Origin of the sequence: Psychrobacter sp. TB67 (assembly GCF_000511065.1) — a bacterium.
In the GTDB taxonomy this organism is placed as follows: domain Bacteria; phylum Pseudomonadota; class Gammaproteobacteria; order Pseudomonadales; family Moraxellaceae; genus Psychrobacter; species Psychrobacter okhotskensis.
The window spans coordinates 191,781-211,440 of record NZ_AYYA01000055.1; the positions used below are offsets into that span (position 1 = coordinate 191,781).

General features: G+C 44.5%; 16 protein-coding genes. 11 read left to right on the forward strand and 5 right to left on the reverse strand.

The window, feature by feature from the left end; genetic code table 11:
• Positions 1-151: 151 nt before the first annotated feature.
• The gene (gene miaB, locus W293_RS0110515; RefSeq protein WP_025652393.1) at positions 152-1,645 is read right to left on the reverse strand and encodes a tRNA (N6-isopentenyl adenosine(37)-C2)-methylthiotransferase MiaB; all 1,494 of its coding nucleotides are present in this window, start codon (positions 1,643-1,645) and stop codon (positions 152-154) included.
• Between the two features lie 667 nt (positions 1,646-2,312).
• Here miaB and W293_RS0110520 point away from each other — a divergent pair.
• From W293_RS0110520 to W293_RS0110535, 4 genes are all read left to right on the forward strand, one after another.
• On the forward strand, positions 2,313-4,337 hold the full coding sequence (locus tag W293_RS0110520) for a lytic transglycosylase domain-containing protein (protein ID WP_264673013.1): 2,025 nt from the start codon (positions 2,313-2,315) through the stop codon (positions 4,335-4,337).
• A gap of 514 nt (positions 4,338-4,851) precedes the next feature.
• Positions 4,852-5,643 (forward strand): hypothetical protein, encoded by a 792-nt coding sequence (locus tag W293_RS0110525; protein WP_025652395.1) that lies wholly within the window; start codon positions 4,852-4,854, stop codon positions 5,641-5,643.
• Between the two features lie 379 nt (positions 5,644-6,022).
• Complete coding sequence (locus W293_RS0110530; RefSeq protein WP_025652396.1) at positions 6,023-7,006, forward strand: malate dehydrogenase; 984 nt, start codon at positions 6,023-6,025, stop codon at positions 7,004-7,006.
• Between the two features lie 287 nt (positions 7,007-7,293).
• Positions 7,294-7,533: a DUF2789 family protein gene (locus W293_RS0110535; protein WP_025652397.1), complete on the forward strand. Its 240-nt coding sequence runs from the start codon at positions 7,294-7,296 to the stop codon at positions 7,531-7,533.
• Between the two features lie 117 nt (positions 7,534-7,650).
• On the opposite strand, the gene ribF is transcribed toward W293_RS0110535, so the two are convergent.
• Positions 7,651-8,691: a riboflavin biosynthesis protein RibF gene (ribF, locus tag W293_RS0110540; RefSeq protein WP_025652398.1), complete on the reverse strand. Its 1,041-nt coding sequence runs from the start codon at positions 8,689-8,691 to the stop codon at positions 7,651-7,653.
• 278 nt (positions 8,692-8,969) lie between these two features.
• Here ribF and W293_RS0110545 point away from each other — a divergent pair, with 278 nt between their 5' ends.
• Positions 8,970-9,578 (forward strand): GNAT family N-acetyltransferase, encoded by a 609-nt coding sequence (locus W293_RS0110545; protein ID WP_025652399.1) that lies wholly within the window; start codon positions 8,970-8,972, stop codon positions 9,576-9,578.
• Positions 9,579-9,662: 84 nt separating this feature from the next.
• On the opposite strand, the gene W293_RS0110550 is transcribed toward W293_RS0110545, so the two are convergent.
• The 3 genes from W293_RS0110550 to ampD all read right to left on the reverse strand — a co-directional run bounded on the left by W293_RS0110550 (position 9,663) and on the right by ampD (position 12,739).
• A complete protein-coding gene (locus W293_RS0110550; protein WP_025652400.1) occupies positions 9,663-10,295 on the reverse strand; it encodes a hypothetical protein in 633 nt (210 codons plus the stop codon).
• A gap of 127 nt (positions 10,296-10,422) precedes the next feature.
• On the reverse strand, positions 10,423-11,973 hold the full coding sequence (gene murJ, locus W293_RS0110555) for a murein biosynthesis integral membrane protein MurJ (protein WP_025652401.1): 1,551 nt from the start codon (positions 11,971-11,973) through the stop codon (positions 10,423-10,425).
• A 175-nt stretch (positions 11,974-12,148) separates the two neighbouring features.
• On the reverse strand, positions 12,149-12,739 hold the full coding sequence (gene ampD, locus W293_RS0110560) for a 1,6-anhydro-N-acetylmuramyl-L-alanine amidase AmpD (protein ID WP_025652402.1): 591 nt from the start codon (positions 12,737-12,739) through the stop codon (positions 12,149-12,151).
• Between the two features lie 176 nt (positions 12,740-12,915).
• Here ampD and W293_RS0110565 point away from each other — a divergent pair, with 176 nt between their 5' ends.
• From W293_RS0110565 to W293_RS0110590, 6 genes are all read left to right on the forward strand, one after another.
• Positions 12,916-15,111, forward strand: coding sequence for a DUF4105 domain-containing protein (locus tag W293_RS0110565; RefSeq protein WP_025672656.1), 2,196 nt, complete (start codon positions 12,916-12,918; stop codon positions 15,109-15,111).
• A 108-nt stretch (positions 15,112-15,219) separates the two neighbouring features.
• Complete coding sequence (locus tag W293_RS0110570; RefSeq protein ID WP_025652404.1) at positions 15,220-16,059, forward strand: SDR family oxidoreductase; 840 nt, start codon at positions 15,220-15,222, stop codon at positions 16,057-16,059.
• Between the two features lie 57 nt (positions 16,060-16,116).
• Positions 16,117-17,130 carry a hypothetical protein gene (locus W293_RS0110575; RefSeq protein ID WP_025652405.1) on the forward strand — a complete coding sequence of 338 codons (1,014 nt, stop codon included), beginning with the start codon at positions 16,117-16,119 and terminating at the stop codon, positions 17,128-17,130.
• Between the two features lie 61 nt (positions 17,131-17,191).
• Positions 17,192-17,911, forward strand: a complete 720-nt coding sequence (gene pyrE / locus W293_RS0110580; protein ID WP_025652406.1) for an orotate phosphoribosyltransferase — start codon at positions 17,192-17,194, stop codon at positions 17,909-17,911.
• Between the two features lie 57 nt (positions 17,912-17,968).
• Positions 17,969-18,949 (forward strand): glutathione synthase, encoded by a 981-nt coding sequence (gshB, locus tag W293_RS0110585; protein WP_025652407.1) that lies wholly within the window; start codon positions 17,969-17,971, stop codon positions 18,947-18,949.
• Between the two features lie 256 nt (positions 18,950-19,205).
• Positions 19,206-19,649 (forward strand): DUF2147 domain-containing protein, encoded by a 444-nt coding sequence (locus tag W293_RS0110590; protein ID WP_025652408.1) that lies wholly within the window; start codon positions 19,206-19,208, stop codon positions 19,647-19,649.
• Positions 19,650-19,660: the final 11 nt, after the last annotated feature.

Below are 19,660 nucleotides of genomic sequence, written 5' to 3' on the forward strand. Positions count from 1 at the left end.
TAACATCTATCTCGTTGAATCAGGGGGTTACGTTTTATTGGTACTCTTTACATGAGATTGAAAAAATAAACTCACCTACAAAGCCAAATAAAAAAGCCGTTCACTATTAAATAGCGAACGGCTTTTTCATTCATTCAATTTTTCTAAAAATTTAAGCCAATACCTCGACTAGCTCACCTTTCACCATATGCGGACTCACAAAGTCAGTAATACGTACGCTCACGATTTTACCCAACATTTCATCCATTGTATCAACGTCATAAGGGAACATGACCGTACGTGTATTATCCGCCGTACCGATTAAGCAATCAGGATGACGATTGGCGACTTGCTCAACCAATACGCGAGTAGTAGTGCCAACCATTTCATGGGTTTTGGCGAGCGTTGAGTCGATGATGACTTTTTGGAATTCAGCCAAGCGCTCTTTTTTAGTCTTGAAGCTCACATCATCGGGTAATTCTGCTGCTGGCGTACCCGGACGTTTCGAATAGATAAAGCTGTAAGAGTGATCGAAATTTAACTCTTTTGCTAAGTTCAACGTATCTTGGAAGTCTTGCTCAGTCTCACCGGGGAAACCAATAATAAAGTCACTCGACAAATGGATATCAGGACGAATGGCTTTAAGCTTATTGATTTGATTGATATAAACGTCAATAGTATGGTTACGTTTCATCGCCGCCAAGATAGCGTTTGAGCCACTTTGAACCGGTAGATGCAAGTGCGATACCAGCTCTGGTAATTTGGCATAAGCGTCAATGATGTCATCAGTGAACTCTAGCGGATGACTGGTGGTATAGCGAATGCGCTCGACACCATCGACATGTGAGACATAGTGCAATAGCTCAGCGAAACGGCAAATACTGCCATCGTCTTTTTGGCCGCGATAGCCGTTGACGTTTTGACCCAATAGATTGATTTCACGCACGCCTTGCTCAGCTAAGCTGTCAATCTCTGCTAATACATCATCCAGTGGACGCGATAACTCTTCACCGCGCGTATAAGGAACAACGCAGAATGAACAATACTTTGAGCAGCCTTCCATAATGGATACAAAGGCCTTATAGCCTTCAACGCGCGGCTCAGGTAAAAAGTCAAACTTCTCGATACTAGGGAAGGATACATCTACCGTACCGATACGATTCTTAGGCGCAATTTCACGTTGCTCGTTTGATTGATCATAGAGTTCAGGCAAACGATGCAAGGTTTGTGGGCCAAAAACCATATCGACATAAGGTGCGCGCTTTTGAATGTTATCGCCTTCTTGCGAGGCCACACAGCCGCCGACACCGATGACCAAATCAGGACGTTTTTCTTTTAGTTTGCGCCAGCGACCCAATTCCGAAAACACTTTTTCTTGTGCTTTTTCACGAATGGAGCAGGTGTTCATTAGCAGCACATCGGCTTCATCGATATCGTGCGTCACTTCCATACCGTGTGAATCACCTAGCACGTCGAGCATTTTGCCAGAGTCATAGACATTCATCTGACAGCCCTGCGTGGTGACAAACACCTTTTTAGTCGGCGCTTTATTGACAGGCGCTTGGGCTGAACTTGTCTCATTGAGTGCAGTGACAGCAGGCGCGGTGACAGTCGTCTTAGCAACGGCAGCGTCATTAATGCGGGGGTTGAATACAGTAACACTCATAAGGATAAGTCCATGATTGACTAAAATATAGCGGGGTAAGCGATTAACAGGTGGCGTATTTTATCACAACCCTGTGCTAATGTGAAAAGTAAGCGTGTGCTTTCGATTATAATCAGGATAAATTATTCATAATAGTATCAATTGCTTATCAATAATAGAGCAGAGATTGAAAATCGCTAACCTTTCATAAAGTATTTAGCTTGTACTGTTGTTGATGCCAAAGGTAGGCATGCATAAATTAGTGCTAAGGCGGATCAATATTACTACCGTAAGTAGTGGATATTGGTAAGGCGTAGCTAATTTGTCTTATTATGGAAAATTTTATTGTTTATCTCTACGAGTTAGCCATACTATTATCATTTTTATGCTTCTATCACTTTTATGTTTCGTGCTGCTGTCCTAATTATTAACAAATGGTAAGGATGCTGGTTGAAAGTTAAACAACTATAGTATGATGAGCCTATTCTAAAAATGTCCTCGACAAAACATTATTCTTGATAAAACATTTCCTCAACAAAGATAAGCACCGACAAGCCAACGATTAAATACCACTACGATGATAAAGAGAGTAAGTATGACAAAGCGCCGCGCTGCCAAACGTAACCATAGCGACAGTTATGACGTCAATGCCATACCCACAGCCAAGACTAGCGAGCAAGTCAGTCCTATGAATACCAGATCGCTGCGCATTGGAGCGCTGAGTGTCGCCACGGCAATGGGCGCCTTAGGTTTGTCTCAGGTGGCGTGTGCTGAGCCAGTATCTTACGGCACTTATCAGCAAGACAGCAGTATTGACTCATTCACGGCAGCAGCCATCGCCGCCGATCGTGGTGATGTCAGTGCGCTCTATAATTATGAGCAAATGATGAGTGGCGGTTTGTTTGCGATGTATCCGACTTACTGGCGGATGAATTTAGATCTAAATTCCCAAAGCTCGGCAGCAGTGTCGCAGTTTGTGCGTCAATATCCAGATACGGTCATGGCCGAAAAGCTCGTGGCTGATTTTGCGGAAACCAAAGCAGGCTCTAATGATTATGCCTCAGTACGCCAAGTGGCAAATTTGATCACCAATGCCGATGCCAGTGAGAAGTGCGCCGTTGCGCTTGGGTTTAATAATGGTGGCGATACCATGCGCGCCATGGCAGCCAAGCCGGATGTTTGGCTGACGACCAAAAAGCAACCCGCCTTGTGTGATCAGCTGGCGATGGAGATGAACAACAACCCTATGATTAGCAATCAAGATCGAGCGGCACGCCTGAAGCGCATGCTACGTAAGGGTAAAACGGGCGATATCATGGCGTTGTCGTCACGTCTGGGCACGCCTATTCCTTATTCTGCACTCAGTGAGATTCAGCTGAGCCCGTCTTCATTTTTTACCCGTTTTACCCGTGAGCCAAACAGTCAAACCAATCAATACTTGTACTTATATGCGATGGGTCGCCTAGCAGATAAATCTTATCGTGAAGCCGCGTTGCAGCTAGATTTTGATATCAAGCAAGACAATCAGCGTTCAGCGAGATTGTTAAATGATGAGACGCGTCGCTATGCGTATCGTACCCTTGGGGTGCAACGTATGAACCATAATACCGATGATGGCTTTAATGCTGAGGCGGTTGATTGGTTCCGTAGTAGCTTAGACGATGACTTTAACTTTGAAGAAGCCGAAGACTACGCCATGGCGGCCATTCGCTTTGGGCGTTGGGATGATGTGGTCGAGGCCATCGCTCACATGGACAGTGAAACGCAAAAAGGCAATCAATGGCAATATTGGTTGGCACGTGCTTATGAGCAATCAAGCGATGCTAACAAGCGCAATACCGCTAAGAAGATGTATCAGAATTTGGCAAAAAGTAATGAGTATTACGGCTTAATGGCAAAAGACAAAGCCGGTCAACGTTTTGATGCCAGTCGTTTGGGTGGTAGCAACTTGCCAAATGTCAGTACTGCCGATCGTGCACGCGTCATGCAAAACGCTAACTTCGCTCGGGCGTTTGCTTTATACAATGCTGATGCCAGTCGTGCCTATGCCAATCGTGAATGGAATTGGGCTGTCAAGCAAGCACGTGACAATCGTGATGATAATTTGATTATCGCTGCGGCGAGCTTGGCACATGACATGGGCTGGCTCGATCGAGCAATTTATGCTGTGGACAATACTGACAGAGTCGACAGCTTGGCTTTATCGCATCCGATGCCGCACCAAGATGCCGTCGTTCGCTACAGCCAATCAGCGGGGATTGATCCGGCATGGGCTTATGGCATCATGCGTCAAGAGAGTCGATTTGTAGCCTCAGCGCGCTCAGGTGTTGGTGCCAGTGGGTTGATGCAAGTCATGCCTGATACAGCAAAATATATCGCCCGTAATTTAGGTGAGACTTATAGTGCCAGTCGCGCTAACAGTGGCGATACCAATATCCGTTATGGGACTTGGTATATGGGTGATATCTTGGGCAAATTAAACTATCAGCCAGTACTGGCAACAGCCGGCTATAATGCAGGTCCTAATAATGCCAAGCGCTGGCAGCCAGTTTATGGTTCACTCGATGCCGACCAATACGTTGAGTCAATTGCTTTTCCGGAAACGCGCAATTATGTGAAGCATGTCATGGAAAACGCCACGATTTATAGTAGCTTATTGGGTCGTAGTCAGCCTATTAGTCAACGCATGGGAACGATTCCTGCTGCATTCTAAAGTGCTCACTTAGCAAAAAAGAAACCATTAACGATAAACTGTTAATGGTTTCTTTTTTTTACTGATTTATTTTTAAATACAAATTTTATTTGCACCAATCAGTTGTTCTTCTGCAAGGCATAGTCAAAACATCCTAAAAACGCGACGCTATTGCTGATATCAATTTTTTGTCGCCTCCGTCTGCGCAGGCACAGCAAGCAAGAAAAATTGATATCAGCAGTGCGTGATGGTTCGATATTACTTTTCATTCCCCATAGTTGTTTGTCTTCTAAGCAGTTTTCATGCTACTTCTTATGTTTAAGCGACACTTAAGTGATGTTTACGTTTCTGCTATAGATTAAAAAAAGCATTTTGCTACCATTGCTTTAGTTAGTGTCCGTATTTTTTGTTGGTTTATTTTTAGCTTGGTTTGATGAATATTGCTACTTTAATTACTTTTATCCAAGCTTACCCACTCTTTTATCATTGCTAGATGCCTTAATCCCTTATGATCAAAAAATATTTCAATCTGACTATGTCAGTGCACGCTAGATTATCGCAAACTAATCGTCAGTTACCGGATCAGACGCGGGTGGATGTGCTGTCGACATCAACGCCGATTAAGCCATCTGCATTGTTGAACGACGATGCAGTAAGCAAAAAGCCTGCGATAAGTAGAAAGTGTAAGGATAAAGGGTATACGGCGATGAGCGGTGCTGCCTTGCTAGTGCTACAAAGCGCGATGCTGATGCCAGCTCATGCGGCCAGCGCTGTTAAAAGCGGGCAGCGGGTACTGATGATTGAGATGACACCGGCACTGTGTAGCTTGCAGCCAACACGAGCGCGTATGCGTCAATGTTTAGAGGGTTATTCGTTAACCGTATCAGGTCTGGATATGGGTTATGGCGAGCGCTGCGGGCGCGGTGCCGAGCCACGTCTGACCCCATTGCAGCTAAAAGTTGTCAATCGCATCATGCCCGACACCACGGTACGTAGCCAAGTATGGCAACATTATGGTGCCTGTAGTCCATTGAGTGCCAGCAATTATTTTCGCCAAATCACCAACTATGCCAGCGCTCTAAAACTGCCTAACGAGCTGAATACGGGCAACAGTTATACTGTCTCAAAATCACGTTTTATTGGGCAGATGACCCGCCTTAATAGTGGTATGCCAGCTTCTAGCATCGACTTAATTTGCCAAGCGGGCAGTCGACGCCAGACAATATTGATCGATGTCCACGTTTGCTATGAAGGTAGCGAATTTGGTAGCTGTAATGAGGTAGTAGACAATTGCGGCAAAAAGTTCATTATTTCAGGTGGTAAGTAACGTCCTTTGCGACGGCTAATTGATTGATATGTGTTAATTTACAAACAGGATTGCTCTTAAATTATTGTTGCTAACACTGTTTTTTTTATCCCCTTATCTTTATTCTTAAACCTTTATACCAAAGGCTTTGTTATCAGCTTTGTCTTGCTACCCGTATAAAATGTAACAATATAGTCGTGCATAGCCTTCTTGCTTTCTCTAGACGATTAATAGGCTGAGGTGCTACACTAGCTATCGGTTTATGACTGCTATATACAGTGAGCAGATCGCTATCTCAAACGATATTCATCAATCAGAACCATCCATTAGAATCATTAATCAGAACTATTCATTAGAATCGTGAATTATCTAATCTATAATTAGGGAGTATTCAATGTCAATGAAACAGCCTTTACGTGTTGCCGTCACTGGTGCCGCTGGTAATATCAGCTATGCTATGTTATTTCGTATTGCCTCTGGTGAGATGCTAGGTAAAGATCAGCCAGTTATTTTGCAATTGCTTGAAATCGCCCCAGCACTTGACGCCCTAAAGGGTGTGGTCATGGAATTAGAAGACTGTGCATTTCCATTATTGGCCGGTATCGTTCAAACTGATGATGCGACCGTTGCATTCAAAGATGTTGACTATGCTCTGCTAGTCGGTTCACGTCCGCGTGGCCCAGGTATGGAACGTAAAGATTTGCTAGAAGCCAATGCTGCGATTTTCTCAGCGCAAGGTAAAGCACTGAACGACGTTGCTAGCCGTGATGTAAAAGTATTGGTCGTCGGCAACCCTGCGAACACCAATGCGCTTATCGCTCAGCGTAATGCACCAGATTTAGATCCACGTAATTTTACGGCTATGACTCGCCTAGATCATAACCGTGCGATGGCACAGTTGGCTGGCAAAACGGACAGCACCGTTAATGACGTGAAAAAAATGATCATTTGGGGTAACCATTCATCAACTCAGTATCCAGATCTAACGGCTGCAACTGTAAACGGCAAGCCAGCACTAGATTTAGTCGATCGTGAGTGGTACGAAGGTACTTATATCCCAGAAGTACAACAACGCGGCGCTGCAATCATTAAAGCTCGCGGTGCATCATCTGCTGCTTCTGCGGCCAACGCAGCCATTGCCCATGTACGTACATGGGCGCTAGGTAGCGATGAGAATGATTGGGTCTCTATGGGCGTTTACTCAAACGGCGAATACGGTATTGCTGAGGGCTTAATCTACTCATTCCCAGTGACTTGCACTAACGGCGACTGGTCTATCGTAGACGGCGTTGACGTGTCATCTGACTTCTCAAAAGAGAAGATGGCAGCCACTGAGCAAGAGCTTAGCGAAGAGCGTGATGCCGTATCACATTTGCTACCATAAGCAGATAATCTATTGATACAGTGATATTAAAAGTAGTATAGAAAGAAGCCTTCTGTCATTAGAGGGCTTTTTTATGTCCTAATATTTAAATGTTCAACAGACCCTAATATTAGGGCGCGTTTTTTATTAGGAGGTGTCCTGCCTGTCTTAATACTACGAGTCGTTAACATAATTGATAACGTTGGCTTAACGTTGAATAACAGCTTTTAAAATAAAGCTTGCTACAATGAATAGCGTAGGTTGAATAATAAGCACTATTAAACTGGTAGCATTTAAGGAGAAAAAGTATGTTAGGTGAACCTGAATATAGCATGAATGAGTTGTTTGCTCAGTTAGGACTGGATAGCTCTGATGAAGCGATTGATAGCTTTATTGAAAAGCATCAATTGGCTAAAGATGAAGAGTTGATAAAGTCTGATATTTGGAATGACAATCAACGGATGTTTTTACAAGAAGAGTGGACGCAAGATGCCGCATGGGTTGAAACCATTGATGAGCTAAATGTACGGATGCATCCAGACGCATAAAATTAGATAAGTTTAAAAACAAATAATAAGTCGATTAAAAAACCCACAATTTTATAAATGTAAAATTGTGGGTTTTCTCTGTTCTATATCTTAATTATAATGATTTCAGTTAAGACGCTAATTAGGCTGCTCGTCTCGCCATTCGAGTAACGCTTTTACATCGTTATGGATACCGACTTTTAGCGCCTCTAAACCATCATAATGACGTTCACCATGCAAATAATGTAAAAACCGTACTTGCATAGTCAGGTCATACAAATCCGCTTGCAATTCTGGAAAGTGCACTTCCAAACGCCAGTTATGCTCTTTATCAATAGAAGGTCTGATACCAATACTCGCAGTGCCAAATAAGCTATGCGGACGCAAGCCTGCCACGCCTGTTTTTCCATCAGTTGCTTGTGCAGTTAAACCATTAGCGATGACGTTGCCATCATCGTCTAGACTCACCACATCGACGGCAAAGATACCATGTAAGGCTGGTTTTAAGCGTTTTAAGTCAATATTTGCCGTAGGGAAGTCCATAGTGCGACCGATTTTATCACCGCCGACTACCAATCCTGTTATAGCGTAATCGCGACCAAGTAGCGCATTAGCAGCGTCAAGGTCGCCAGCCAACAATAAGTCGCGAACGCGAGTGGAGCTAATGCGCGCCGCTTTTTCACTAACATCAGTAACCGTATGTAGGTTGGTCACATCTAAGCCATAATCTCGCAAAAACTGACTGTCGCCAGTACGGTCATGACCAAATTTAAAGTCATCACCCAACACTAAGGCTTTAACGTTTAAGCGCAGTGCCAAAATATCCACAAAAGCTTTGGCCGATAGCGAGCGAAAATCAGCATCAAAGCCTGCTACAATCAAAGTTTCAACACCATATTCGGCGAGCAATGCTTGTTTTTCTGCCAAATTGGTCAGGCGCGCAGGGGCAGTGTCAGGAGCAAAAAACTCACGAGGTTGTGGCTCAAATATCATGACGGCAGAGCCAAGGTTTTGTGCTTGGGCAATCTCCCGAACTTGGGACAGCATCGCTTGATGACCCAGATGGACGCCATCGAAATTACCGATAGTCAACACGCAAGGTGCCAGGTCTATCGGGCTAGTGTTGGTAGGCAAAGCGCTCGGCGACGCAATCAGTTGCTCAAGAAAGTAGGTATTCATAAGTTTTCAGCTATGATAAGACCAGATAAAAAACGAAAAAACACACCTATACTAAAAATCGATGTGTCTAAAAGCAGCCATTATAAAGTAAAATAGCCCTACTAACATCCTATAGTCCGTCCATAATCGAAGTAAGAGGCGATAAGTGTCATTATTTATCACTGCTGTATCAATTAAATAGATAGTTCATTTACCAACATTATTGCAGATGGACAGCACTTAATGATTGTCACTTACCAGCAGCTATTACCAACCACGCCATTAACGATGGAGATATTATGACTGACGTTGCCCTGACTACTATACCGCCTATTTTATCAAAATATAATCTAAACGATTCGTTCGTTGTCGAGCGTGCAAGTCAGAACGATTTATCAGAAATTTTGGCTATTTATAATCAAAGCATCGCGGGCAAACAAGCAACGGCCAATCTGACACACGTGACTTGTGAAGAGCGCGAGGCTTGGTTTGATGAGCATTTAAATAGTGCTACTCGACCTATTTATGTCGTGAGAGCAGTGGCGACGGCTGGCGAAAGCGCAGAGCAAACAGCGTCAGCACTGATAGTGGCGTGGGGCAGCTATAGTGATCTGTACGCACGTATGGCCTATCATATCAGCAGTGAGATTAGTATTTATCTACATCAGGACTATCATGGGCAGGGCTTGGGTAGCTCGCTGATACGCTGGATGATGACACAAGCGCCAAGCCTCGGTATTAACAATATCGTCGCCCTTGTGTTCGCCCATAATCAGCCAAGCTTAGGACTGTTCCGTAAGTTTGGCTTTGAGCAGTGGGGCTACATGCCAAAAGTTTGCGATATGGAAGGGTTTATCGCTGATGTCGTGATGCTAGGTAAAGCAGTGACAGCAGATGAATTGTTGTGAGATTGAGATAAAGTATTGCCAAAAAAGCCACTTTAAAAAAGTGGTTTTTTCTAAATTGCTCATGGAAGAATACAGGGTGGCGTCTTAACCCAAAATTTTCCATTGCCCCGCTATTTTTTGCAATTCATAAGTCAAGGGTGCGGGCTCACTCTGACCCTTTAGCATCAGCTCACCAGTGATGGTTGCACGAGTTTTATCAGCATTATATGTCGTATCAAGGATAGTAACACCATCGACGGTTTGCTGAAAAGCAGATTGCGTCTTAGCAAGCTCTGCTTCAAAGTTTGCCATGTCTACTTTATAGTATCCGGCTGATTTTTTCACGTCACCTTGATATAAGCTATCTAATGCTTGCTTAACCGTGTCTTCTGGCGTACCAGATTGAGTCGGGTTAGTGACTAAGCTTGGCTGCTTGGCGTTTTCTTTATCTGCGCTTATCACAGGGTTAATATTGTCACTATCAATAGCTGTTTCGTCTTCAGCGCTATCAGTCATTTGCTCGCCTGCAACCGTGCTCTTCGTATCAACGCCTGCCGTTTGATTGGCTGCATCGATTTCAGGGTTGTCAGCGATGGCGGCTGTATCGCTTGCTGTGTTTGCGCCATCTGTTTCTACATTATCGTTGTTGCTACAACCACTGATGAGCAATCCAGTGCTCAATACACTAGCGGTTATTAGCATTGGTAAGCGTTGCAGCATCGAATGCTTGATTGTCATAGTAACCCTCAGATTTTATTTATTTATCAATAAACAATTATGGCAACTATCAGCGGCATTCACTGTCAATTCTCATATTAAGCTTGTTTTGGTTTAGTAAGTCATTTATTCAACATTCACAGATAAATTAGCCATGCTTTAGCTGACGTGGACGGAAGCCTGTTGCTAGTAATACCACCCCATAAACCAAAGCACCTACTGCACACATAATGAGCAGAGCCGCGATACGTCGCCACTGAGCCTCGTCGGCTGGGAAGTAGGGCAACATGATATAAAGGATGGCAACCATAGAGGCGGTAGAGATTGCAAACTGGGCAAACAGCTTTTTCCAATGGTTGCCAAAACGGAAAATATCGCGCTTATGTAAGAAATAATATAATAAGCCCGCGTTTACGAAGGCCGCTCCTGTGGTCGCAAGGGCAAGACCACCATGCAGAGGTATCTCTAAAAAGTAGAATATCCCGATAAAAATCACACTAAAAACCATATTGGCAAAGACCGATATGATACCGATTTTTACTGGCGTTCTAGTGTCTTGACGGGCAAAAAATGCGGGCGCAAATATTTTAATGAGCATAAAGCCTAAAATCCCACCGGCCATACTGCGTAACGCCAGCGAACTCATTTGCGCATCACGCAAGGTAAATTCACCACGCAAAAACAGCGCTTGCATCAGCACATCAGCCAGTATAAATAGGGCGGCTGAGGCTGGCACACCGACTAAAATAATCAGTCGTGCTGCCCAATCGATGGTCTTTTTAAAGCTAACGTCGTCTTTTTGCGCCTCACTCTTTGATAAGCTTGGCAAAATGACTGTACCAATCGCTACGCCAATCAGTCCTAACGGCAACTCGCTCATACGTTCTGCCGCGTAGAGCCAAGAAACCGATCCGCCAATCATTAATGAGGCAAAAATGGTATTGAGGAGCAGATTGATCTGAGTGACAGAGACGCCAAAAATGGCAGGTAGCATAAGCTTCAAAATACGTCTTACGCCTTCGTGCTGAAAGTCGACCTTGGGTGCGACCAGCAGCTTTTGTTGCCAAAGCTGCGGTAGTTGTAATAAGAGCTGTAGTAAACCAGCGATTGCAACGGCATAACCAAGCGCCATAATCGGTGTATCGAACATAGGGGCAAAAATTAATGCGCCGCCAATCATACACAAGTTTAGTAACACCGGTGCAAAAGCGGGCGCAGCAAAACGCCCGTAGCTTTGCAGAATACCGCTAGCAAAAGCGGTCATAGAAATAAATAATAAATAGGGAAAGGTAAGACGCAGCAGCTCGGCGGTGATGGCAAATTTACCAGGTTGATCAGCAAATCCAGGAGCAAATAAAGTCACTACCCACGGCGCCATCAAAATGACGACCACGGTGAGCATGGATAGAATCAACAACAGCGCCCCTGAGGTACGACTGACTAATATCTGTACCTGTTGTAAGCTATATTTTTCTTTGTATTCGGACAGTACTGGCACGAAAGCTTGGCTAAACGCGCCTTCAGCAAACAGACGCCGCAAAAAGTTTGGTATCTTAAAGGCGACTAAAAAAGCATCCATCAGGCCACCTGCGCCAAAGACACCTAATAACACAATATCGCGTACCAAACCCAAAATACGCGACAGCATGGTCATGCTACTGACCACCATGGTTGAACGAAATAACCGACTTTTTGCCATGAGAACCTATTCTGCTAGTTTGTTTAGGGATGGTTGTTTGCTGATTTACTGTTGTCAAAAAACTGACGGATTATAGCATTTTCATGGCATATCTATAGCATAGATAAATGAATTGAATGTGGAATTGAATGCTGCTGTTATTATGAGTAATCGCTATCTTGCTAATTGTCATAGGTTAGTCGTTCAGCTTTCGCGCTACCAGCCCGCGCAACTTCGCCCAGTCAAAATAATCGCCAGGATCTGTCTTTCGACCCGGTGCGATATCGCTATGACCAGTTAAGTGTCGGCGGGTTTTGGGGTAGGCGTCATATAGTGCAGCGATAACGGCTGCAAGTGTGTCATATTGCACAGAGGTAAAGGACACAAAATCTGACCCTTCCAGCTCGATGCCAATGCTATAATCATTACATTCAGGACGGCCAAGATAGCTGGATCTGCCTGCATGCCATGCGCGCTCGGCAAAGTTTACAAACTGTGTGATAGCACCATCACGTTCTATAAATAGATGTGCTGAGACCTCTGCGCCCTGAATGGTTTGAAAATAAGGATGCGCTTCCCAGTTCAATTGATTGGTGAATAATGCTTTTACATAATGCATGCCGTCAGTGCCATACGCCCCAAACTCGTTCGGTGGCAGGCTAATATTGTGAATGATAATGGTGTCAATAGTCAGGTTGTCGGGTCGTTTATTATAGTTCGGCGACATAAGCCAAGTGGCTGAGGATAAGCGCCCATCCTTTATAATCATTGGCGATGTCGTGGACATAGTGTTCTCTTTTTATAATTTGTTAATAAGTGCGTAGCAAATGCTTGTCATTACCAATTTTTTATTAATTAATAGCAAAACTCTCTAAAAAATAGCCAATCACAACCTTCTTTTGACGATTCGATAGATCCAATAACGCGATGAGCGTATGGCTTCTACAGTGCGAGATATTACTCATGTCTATATATTCAAACCTTGTGGTGCATTTCAACTTGTTGGCGACAGATTATACGCCAACAAAGATGAGCAGGCGCGCGCGTCTACCATTAACGATTGCAGGTCTGTTACTGACAGTACAAGCGCAGGCATTTTTACCAACGCCAGCAGAGCTTGTGACCACAGGCGCCTTAGCGTTAGATAACAAAGCTGAGGTTGAGCTAGATAATAACATCAAGCCAAATAGCACCTCAAATAAAGATGTCACTGATCAGCCACACACCAATAAAACTACTAGCGGTGTCGATAATAACGTCAGTAGTATTACCAACATTACTGCCGAGCAGCTGCTAACATCGTGGCGCGAGAAGGCAAAAACAGAAAACCTAGCCCAGCATACGACATGGCGACGTTTATTGTACTTCTTTGATGATCAAAAAAACTTAATTGGTAAGAAAAAAGACACAAGTCTCGTTGAGGATGCTAGCTTCTTTTTGAGTGAAAAAGGTCAACAAGACTCAGGTGCAGAGCTTGATGCGTTGCTGGTCGCCCTTGCTGAAGAATTAGCGCCGACGCCTAACACGACCGTTAAAAAAAACACAGCGATTAAAAACAATACCGCTAATAACTCGGTGCTCTGTCGTTTCCCAGCGCGCGTTCAATGGCTGACTGATACGCTAAATATTGATAAGACAAACTGGCAAGCTGAGTGTCCAAAGTTGAATGAGTGGATGCAAACACTAGCGCCCGAGCAGCTGTCTATTATGTTTGCCGAAGAGTATTTGGACAATCCTATATCAGCCTTTGCCCATACTTTATTGCGTATTGACTCAAAGGTCAGTGTGACTGATCCCAGTCAGATTCATCATGCCTACGCGCTGAATTATACGGTCGATGGTGATCCAGACGACAGCTTTTTGATTTATGCTTTCAAATCTATGACAGGTGGCTATGATAACGCCATCGAAATCGATCCTTATCCAGAAAAGCTGGCGAAGTATCTCAAAGACGATGAGCGTGATGCGTGGACGTATCAGTTGAATTTGACCCCAAGCGAGGTGCAGCAAATCATGTTGCATGTTTGGGAGACCAAAGGGTTAGAGTTACCGTATTACTTCACCACCGATAATTGCGCCTCTGAGGTTTTACGTCTTATCGACGTCGTGCGCCCACAGCAGCATTTATTAAGCCGACTGCCTTATGCCGTCGTACCTTCTGACGTCATTCAGCTGCTTAATGAAGAAGACTTACTGGCAAACCCTAGTTATACGCCAGCTGATGATACTGTGCGTCAAGCCGCGCTCAATCAAGCCAAGGTCGCCGCTAAGCTAGGTTATCAGCCATTGCCTAAAGAGGCAGCCCAAGAGATCAAATCTGCAGAGCGCAATCCAGCATCCAGTATGTCAGCAGATGGTCAAACCATACGCAACCTGCCTATCGTCGCTTCGAACAATAACCCAATAGATAGACATCCATTGCAAATGGCGCAGATTGGTGTCGGACAACGCGGTGACAATAACTATATCGATGTGGGTGTGCGTGCAGGTTTTCATGACACCCTTGATCGTACCACTGGGTTTTCACAGTTTTTTAATTTAGAAGGGCTGGCAGCGACGCTACGCTTTTATGATAATGATGACAACAGTAACAATAAACAGCTGGACAGCGTGGTCTTGCAGAACATTACACTGCTGCGTGGCCGCTCATTTAACCCGGTAAATAGCGCTAAGCAAGGCAAAACTTGGGGTGTCAGTGTCGAGGCAACCCGAGTAAACGATGGCTCACAGCAAGCTGGCAGCGATCATTTGGTCGGGAGCGTGGGCTATGAGACGGGCTGGTCGTGGGCGTTTGGTACGCCAAGCGCTGGTACTGGCGAGATGCCGCCGCAGCTATGTTACGCATTGCTATCAGGCACGGGGCAAGCAGGGCGCGGTATCAATAAAGGCTTTCGAGTAGGTGCAGGCGTGAATGCTGGTTGCCGTTATCAGATTAACAATCAGTTACGCGCGCAGGCTGAATTGCAATTGCCATATTGGTATCATGGCAGCAGTGATGACTCTAACGCTCGCGGTCACTACTGGCAGCCGGTCTCAACGTTAGGTCTGCAATACGATATCGATAAAAAACAAGCATTACGTATTAATGCTAATTATGAATGGCAAGATCGCATCGATGCTAATGACGACGTGCAGCTGTCATACAGACGCTATTTCTAACCACTATTTCTAGCCGCTGTCTTCATAAGTAGTATTTTTAGATGGTGCGTGAAAGACTGGTAATGAAAAACTTGTGCCAAAAGGCTTTTGTTAAAGAAAGGACGCATTATGAGTACGCAAAATTTACTGATTATTGGACAAGGTGATATTGGTTTGCCCGTTACCAATAAACTTGCTGAGGAAGGCTCATCGGTCACAGGCCTTGCCCGCAATGAACGCGAGCATTATGATTTGAATAGTAATGCAAAGTTTATGCAAGCTGATGCGTTGACGCTTAGCGCTGCCCAACTGCAAGAATTTACTCATATTGCAATTATCGTCACTCCTGATGAGTATTCAACCAGCGGTTATCACGACAGTTATTTGGCGATTAATCAACACTTAGCAGAGTTTGCGGATAAGCTAACCAACCTTGCGCGCGTTGTTTTTATTTCCTCAACGGGTGTTTATGGTCAGGATAGTGGCGAATGGATTGATGCAGATACTGTGCCTGTCAGCCCTGAGCGCGAAGCATCAAAGGTAATCTTGCAAGCAGAACAAGTGCTGCAACAAGGCTTTGGCGATAAAGCCGTTATCATTCGTCCGAGCGGTATTTATGGTCGCGCGCGTCTCATGCGCTTATGCAAGGCCAAAGAGAAACAAAAAGAGCCAGTAGCCGCACAGCACTGGAGTAATCGTATTATGGATCGTGATTTGGTCAATATTATCACCAACGTCCTGACCATTGAGGCACCAAAGCCACTTTATATCGCCACTGACTATGCGCCCGTCACCACTCATGAGCTAGGCGTTTGGTTAAGCGAGCAAATAGGTGAGACACCGCCTACTATTGATCATTCAAAAACAGCAGTTACGGGGAAGCGCTTGCATAGCAACATTCCGTTAGCTTGGCTGAATTATCCTGACTGGCAAGCAGGTTATCGTGATATTTTGAGTTATCAAGAGTAAGATGATAGTTTGATTTAATTAGAATTATTTTTATGTTTTATAGTTTATGGAGATTTCATGACCCAGCCTTCTACTTCTGATGACCGTTTGTCTCATGCTAATCTGGCAGCAGAAGGCGGTAAGCTGGCAGAAAACCATGTGCAAAAAAAGGCTGAGCAATCATCCATGCTAGCTGATTCACAGCAGCCTGCAATCGTCCATCCCAATTTTGATCCCAGTCAATCGCCCCTTGATCCTGCACGTCCGTTAAGTGATATTCCAGAACCTGCTCGACGCTTAAATGGTCAATTACGACGGCTTTATGGGAATTCTGCGCGCTTTTATCAGCCTAATGAGGCGACACTATCGAAGTGGGCGCTTATTGCCTCAGAGGCGCTGACTGAGCATTTGTCCTTACTCAATGCCGCCCAACTTGTTGAGTTTCCCGACAGCTTTTATCACAATCATAGCGAGCAGCCATTATTATCGCCATTAACCGATATGACTTTGTTGGACATGTCAGATATTCAGCAAGTACTTCGTGCTTATCCAAAACTGCATCGTTACGGTTTTACGCTTGCGGATAGTCCGCTACAGAGCGATCCGAACAAGATTAATAAGAGCACCAAAAGTACTTCAGCGTCGCTGCGTGCATTGACCAAACACTATAATCCTGATGAATTACTCAGCAGCCTCTATGCCGATGATTGGCAAGTGGTTTTGCAGCCGCAGCAGTTTGAGACAGGCGAGGGCAGTTTGGCGACGGATATTATGGCGTGTAGTGTCGCCGTTCATGCCCTAAAGCAATGTAGTACGCGCAAAAGCATCAATCATAGCTATAGCGCTGCGCAAATCTGTCAGCATGTACGCAGCTATCTGCTTAGCCAAATTGTTTGTGAGCCCGCCCAGCGCCATGCTTATCGTCAGATGCGCATATTTGCTGGGCATATCATTGTTGCCGCTTATCATTTAGGCTGGGACATACAAGTGAGCCATGATGGCCAGTGTTATTTTAATTGTTCATCACGTAGTGGGCTACTGACTCGTTACCCCAATATGCAGGATTACGATATCAATGGTTGGTCAAGCTGACCAATAATGCGTACAATAATGCCAGTTTTTTGACCTTCTTTTCGACGATAGGAACGCCATAATGTCTCATGCTCAAAACCCTTCTTTCTCATCCCACCAATTTATTCAACTCGCTTTAGATAATCAAGTTTTAAAGTTTGGTGAGTTTGTGCTCAAGTCTGGTCGTATCAGCCCGTATTTCTTTAATGCCGGTTTGCTGGCGAGCGGTGAGATGTTATCGTTATTGGCGCGTGGTTATGCCGACGCCTTGGCTGAACAGCTGGCTGAGCAAATAACTGCCAATCATGATGGTACAGATGAGCAGGAGCTGGTAATCTTTGGCGCCGCTTATAAAGGTATTCCGTTCGTTGCTGCAACGGCGCAGGCGCTATGGTTGCACCACGGCATCAATGCCAAGTGGGGTTATAACCGCAAAGAAGCCAAAACCCACGGTGAAGGGGGTAATTTGGTAGGTGCTGATGTCAGTGGCAAAGCCGTTTGGGTACTTGACGATGTGATTACGGCGGGCACAGCGATGCGCGAAGTGGTCGATATTTTAGAGCAAGCAGGTGCTAGTGTGGCCGGTATTATAGTGGCCCTTGATCGTAAAGAAAAAGGCCAAAGCGATCATTCTGCTATTCAAGAGCTTGCTGCGACCCTAAAAGTACCAGTACGTGCACTCGTCGATATCGACGATTTAATCAGCTATTTAGCGGATGACCATGACGTACAAAGCGGTCAGTATAAAGATGCGACGCAACTGGCAAAAATGCAGCATTACCGCGCGCAGTACGGTGTATAGTTGGGTACTGAAGTTTGAATCTATTCTAATAATAATATAACGTAAGTGAGCCTTATCATGAGCCAAGAAAAGCAAAAAAAATCTCTAAAAATACTCGTCATTATGGATCCTATCGAGCGGGTTAATTATAAAAAAGACACCAGCCTTGCGATGATGTGGGCAGCACAAGATCGAGGACACACACTGGGCTATTGCCAAATACATGATCTATGGTTGGATCGTGGGCAGCTGATGATAGATGCGCAGCCAGTAACCGTTGCACGCAATCCTGAAGATTTTTATACGCTAGGCGACAAGGCGACAGTGTCAGTCAGCGACTATGACGTGATTTTGATGCGTAAAGATCCCCCGTTTGACATGCGCTTTATCTATGCGACTTATATGCTCGATCATGCCAAATCGGCAGGTGTGTTGGTGGTCAATGACCCACAAGCAATTCGCGACTGTAATGAGAAATTGTTTGCAACTTGGTTTAGCGACTATATGAGCCCAACGATTGTGACCAGTAAACAAGCGCATATTCGCAAGTTTATCGCTGAACAGCAAGACGTTATCGTCAAGCCGTTAGATGGTATGGGCGGTACTGGTATTTTTCGTTTGACTGCTGATAGCCCAAACATTGGAGTGACGCTGGAGATATTAACTGAGCTTGAGACCTTGCCAATTATGGCACAGCGTTATTTACCAGAGATCAAACAAGGCGATAAGCGCGTGCTAATCGTCGATGGCGTGGTAATCGATTATAGCTTAGCGCGTATTCCTACCAAAGGCGAGACCCGTGGTAATCTGGCTGCCGGCGGTAGCGGTGTGGCTATGCCGCTGACTGACGTTGAGCGTCAAGTCGCAGAAGTGGTCGCGCCAATCGTCAAAGAAAAAGGCCTAATGTTCGTCGGCTTAGACTTAATCGGTGGCCGTATTACGGAGATTAACGTCACTAGTCCAACTTGCGTACGTGAGATTGATGACCAATGTGGCACCGATATTGGTACAGACTTTATCGTAGCGATTGAAAATAAATTGGCTGTCTTGGCTGTCTAAGTTCAATAGCTATTTCAAATAAACAGTTATTTGAGCTAAATAGTCATTAACCTTTATAATTATTAAACTGTAAAGCTATCAAGCTTTAGTAGTAAGAAAAGAGTGATTGAAAAGAAACTTATGTTCATAAAAAACCTAATAATTATGCTAAGATATCTTGATTATTTATCATAATTTTATATGATAGGACAGTATTATCGAGCTATAAGATGATACCAAGCACTGTATCAACTCTTTCATAACACAAGGACGTACTATGAATACATTTGCAAAATCACTCTTACTTACCGCAGGCCTAGCATTGGGTTTTAGTGCCAGTGCAGCAGACCAACTCAACAATACCAAGTGGACCACTTACAACGATAGTGGCAAGCCTGATGCGGTGTTAAGGTTTTCTGAAAGCAACGGTAAGCTTTCGGCCAAAATTGTTGAGATTTTGGACCCTCGTGCCAAAAATAAAAAAGTCTGTGATGAATGTAAAGGTAAATTTAAAAACAAGCCTTTGACGGGAGCGACGGTGCTGTGGGATTTAGAGCCAGATGCTAACGATCCTAATAAATATGTCAATGGTAGCGGTATTGAGCCAGAGACTGGCAGAACCTTTTCTGGAAAAGCAGAATTACAAGGCGATACGCTGAAGCTACGTGGCTATAAAGGCATCTCATTACTGGGTAAAACTCGTATTTTAAAACGCCGTTAAGCATTGGCATT